Annotated in this window: 2 protein-coding genes; both read right to left on the reverse strand. The window is 75.4% G+C overall.

The window, feature by feature from the left end:
* Positions 1-117: 117 nt before the first annotated feature.
* Positions 118-1,431 carry a hypothetical protein gene (locus ACIQOV_RS33865; protein ID WP_401054615.1) on the reverse strand — a complete coding sequence of 438 codons (1,314 nt, stop codon included), beginning with the start codon at positions 1,429-1,431 and terminating at the stop codon, positions 118-120.
* Positions 1,431-2,651, reverse strand: a complete 1,221-nt coding sequence (locus tag ACIQOV_RS33870) for a hypothetical protein (protein WP_401054616.1) — start codon at positions 2,649-2,651, stop codon at positions 1,431-1,433. Before ACIQOV_RS33870 ends, ACIQOV_RS33865 begins: the two co-directional genes overlap by 1 nt.
* Between the last annotated feature and the right edge of the window lie 654 nt (positions 2,652-3,305).

The raw sequence follows: 3,305 nt of genomic DNA on the forward strand, positions 1-3,305 counted from the left end.
TTATTGGGCTTTGGTTTTTTTTTTTGTGTGTTTGGGGGGGGGGGCGGGGGGGCCCCCCCGCCCCGGGGGGGGGGGGGGGGGGCCCCCCCCCCCCCCCCGCCGTCCGCCGTCGAACCGTCAGGACTTCCAGACGATCACGTGGGCCGCGACCGGCTCGCCGGCCGCGTCGAGCTCGACGGCGTTCCCGGCGACCACCCCGGCGTCGTTGACGAACAGCGCCTGGGCGTACGGGCTGAGCGGGGACGGCGGGAGCGGCACGGCCGTCCCGTCGGGCCTCCACAGCAGGGCCGTGGTGCGGTTCCAGTCCGGGCCCTGCGCCTCGCCGACGGCGGTTCCCGCGCCGTTGACCGCCATCGCCTCGCTCTGCCGGCCCGCCGGGCCGTCGAGCAGGGTCTGCGTACCGTCCGGGTTCCAGCGGGCGGCGAAGGCGGAGCGGTGGCTGTCGAACGTCGCCCCGACCACGGTGCCCGCGCTGTTGACGGCCCTCGTCCGACCGTAGCCGGCGTCGCGGACGGCGCCGCCGGGAGTCCACACCAGCACCCGGTCGAACTCCGTGCCTCCGGTGCGCCGCCCGTGACCGAGCACCACGCCGTCGTCGGTCATCCCGTCCACCCGGGCCCCGTCGAGGCCCGGCGGAAGCGGGAGCGCGGACACGGCGCCCGCCGGGCTCCAGAGCACCGGGGTCTCCTGGGAGCGGCCGTCGCCGAGGCTCCGCTCGGAGGTGCCGGCGACGACGCCCGCGTTGGTGACGGCGGCGGTCGAGCCCGCGGTGTCGCCGGGCAGCAGCGGCAGATCCACCCTGGTGCCGTCGGCCCGCCACTTCAGGGGCTTGGACCGGTACGTGTCGTCGTACGAGCCGCCGGCCACCACGCCGGCGTCGTTGACCGAGGACGCGCTGCCGCCGCGGACACCGGCCGGCAGCGCCAGCGCCGTGGCGGTCCCGTCCGGGGCCCAGCGGACCGGGTGGTTGTCGGACATCGTCCGGTAGGAGAGCCCGACCACGGTGCCCGTGCCGTTGAGCCCCACCGGGCGGCTGGACAGGTCGCCGGTCAGCGGCGCCAGGACGGTGTAGCCGAGATGGTCGGGATGCCAGCGCACGGCGCGCGGGGTGAACTGCCCGGAGACGTCCGCGTAGTACTCGCCGACGACGGCGCCGTCGCGGCTCAGGCCCCGCGCCAGGCTGTAGGCGGTGCCCGGCGGCTCGGGAAGGAACCGCGGGGCCGGCAGCGGTGCGGCCGGAGCGGCCGCCGTGGCCGTGGGCACCGGGCCGAGCAGCAGGGCGGCGGACGCGGCGGTGGCGACGAGGGCCGCTGCGGCGACGAGGGCCGCGGGGCGCGGGGGACGCGAGCCGGTCGTCCGGCGGACTCCCGTCCCGTCCGTCGCGTCCGTCCTGTCGAGGTCGAGGTCGAGGTGGAGGCGGGCCGCGGCCATCAGGGCTTCCAGATCATCGCGCGCGGGAGGTCCTGCGCGTTCGGCGCGTCGTACCAGGTGGCATCCCCGGCGATCACCCCGGATTCGTTGACGAGGAGGGCCCGGGCGTAGGGGCCGAGCGAGGACGGCGGGAGCGGCACGGCCGTGCCGTCGGGCCGCCACAGCACCGGCGTGCGGCGGTACGGGGTCGGACCCTCCGCGAAACCGACGGTCGTGCCCGCGGCGTTGATCGTGCTCGCCCAGGCCTGCCGGCCCGCCGGGGCGTCGAGCAGCGTCAGCGTGCCGTCCAGGGTCCAGCGCGCGGCATGCTCGGAGCGGTCGGCACCGAACGTCGTTCCGGCGATGGTGTTCGCGTTGTTGACGGAGCTCAGCCGGCCGTAGGCCACGTCCCGGGCGGTGCCGTTCGCGTCCCAGGCCACCACCCGGTCGAACTCGGTGCCCCCCGCGCGCCGTCCTTGGCCGAGGATCACGCCGTCGTTGGTGATCCGGACGACCCCGGCCGCGTCGATCCCCGGGGGGAGCGGAAGCGCCGTCACGTCGCCCGACGGGCTCCAGACCACCGTCCGGGTCCGGGACTCGCCGCCGACGGACCCCGAGGACCAGCCGATGACGAAGCCCGCGTCGTTGATGAACGAGGCCGAGCCGGTGCCGTCGCCGGGCAGCAGCGGCAGGTCGACCCGGGTGCCGTCGGCCTGCCACTTCAAGGGCTTGGACCGGTAGCCGGAGTCGTACCAGCCGCCGATCACCACACCGGCGTTGTTGATCCTGGACGCGCTGCCGCCGCGGGCTCCGGCCGGCAGCTCCAGCGCGGTCGGGGTGCCGTCCGCCGCCCAGCGGACCGGGTGGTTGTCGGTCAGCGTGGCGAAGGAGACCCCGACCGCGACGCCCGCAGCGTTCAGGGAGCCCGGGCGGGTGGCGACCTCGCCGGGCAGCGGTTCCAGGGTGGTGACGCCGGACCGGTGGGCGTTCCAGCGGAGCGCGCGCGGGGCGAACCGGTTGGGGATGTTCAGGTAGGTCTCGCCGAGGATGTCGCCCGCGTTGTTCAGGTCGTACACCGAGCTGAGCGGGGCGGCGTTCGCGGGCAGTGGCAGCAGGTGCGGGGTCGGCAGTGGTGCGCCCGGGTCTGCCGCCGCGGCCGTGGGCACCGGGCCGAGCAGCAGGGCGACGGCCGCCGCGGCGGCGGCCGGGGCGGCTCTGCGAAGGGTGGGGGAACCAGCCATCCGGAAACTCCTGTCGTGTCAACGATCAAGTGGATCAAGAGAGTTGATGCTCCGTCGGATTCGGGTCGGTCGGGTTCCCGGTCCGACGGCCAAGTCTCATCCACGGTCGGTTCGTTGGCAGGGCGATCGCCGAATCGGCCGGAATCACACCCCTTTTGGGCGCGTCCGCGGGGTGGCGGCGGAGCGGTTCCGAACGGTTTGGGGCGGTCTCGTGCGATGTCGGACGACTGTGGCGGGTGCCCTGGCGGCGGGTGCCCGGGCGGCCGTCCCGACCGGACGGGCCGCCGCCGGGCCCCCGGGCGTACACCGTGAAGGAGGTCAGGCCGGCGGGCAGCGCCCAGGCCCCGGCGCTCCGGATGGACACCTTGTAGCGGTGCGGGCCGTCGTCCCGCTGGACGGGTGCGGCCTGGGCGGCCGTCGCGGCCAGCGCCGCGACGGTGGAAGCGGTCGCCACAAGGCCTTGTCGGAAGAGCTTTTGATTGATCGTCATTCATGCGATGGTCTGGAACTCCGGCGGCCTGGCGGCGGCTTCGACCCGTATTCACGCGAACGGGTGGTCGCGATCCGGCCGAGTTCGCGGCGACCCCGCCGCCCCCCCCGCCGACCCCTCGCAGACCCCCCGTCGACCCCCACCGGCGACCGCCGATGTGCCCC

Origin of the sequence: Kitasatospora sp. NPDC091257, assembly GCF_044757675.1 — a bacterium.
In the GTDB taxonomy this organism is placed as follows: Bacteria; Actinomycetota; Actinomycetes; order Streptomycetales; family Streptomycetaceae; genus Kitasatospora; species Kitasatospora lactacystinica.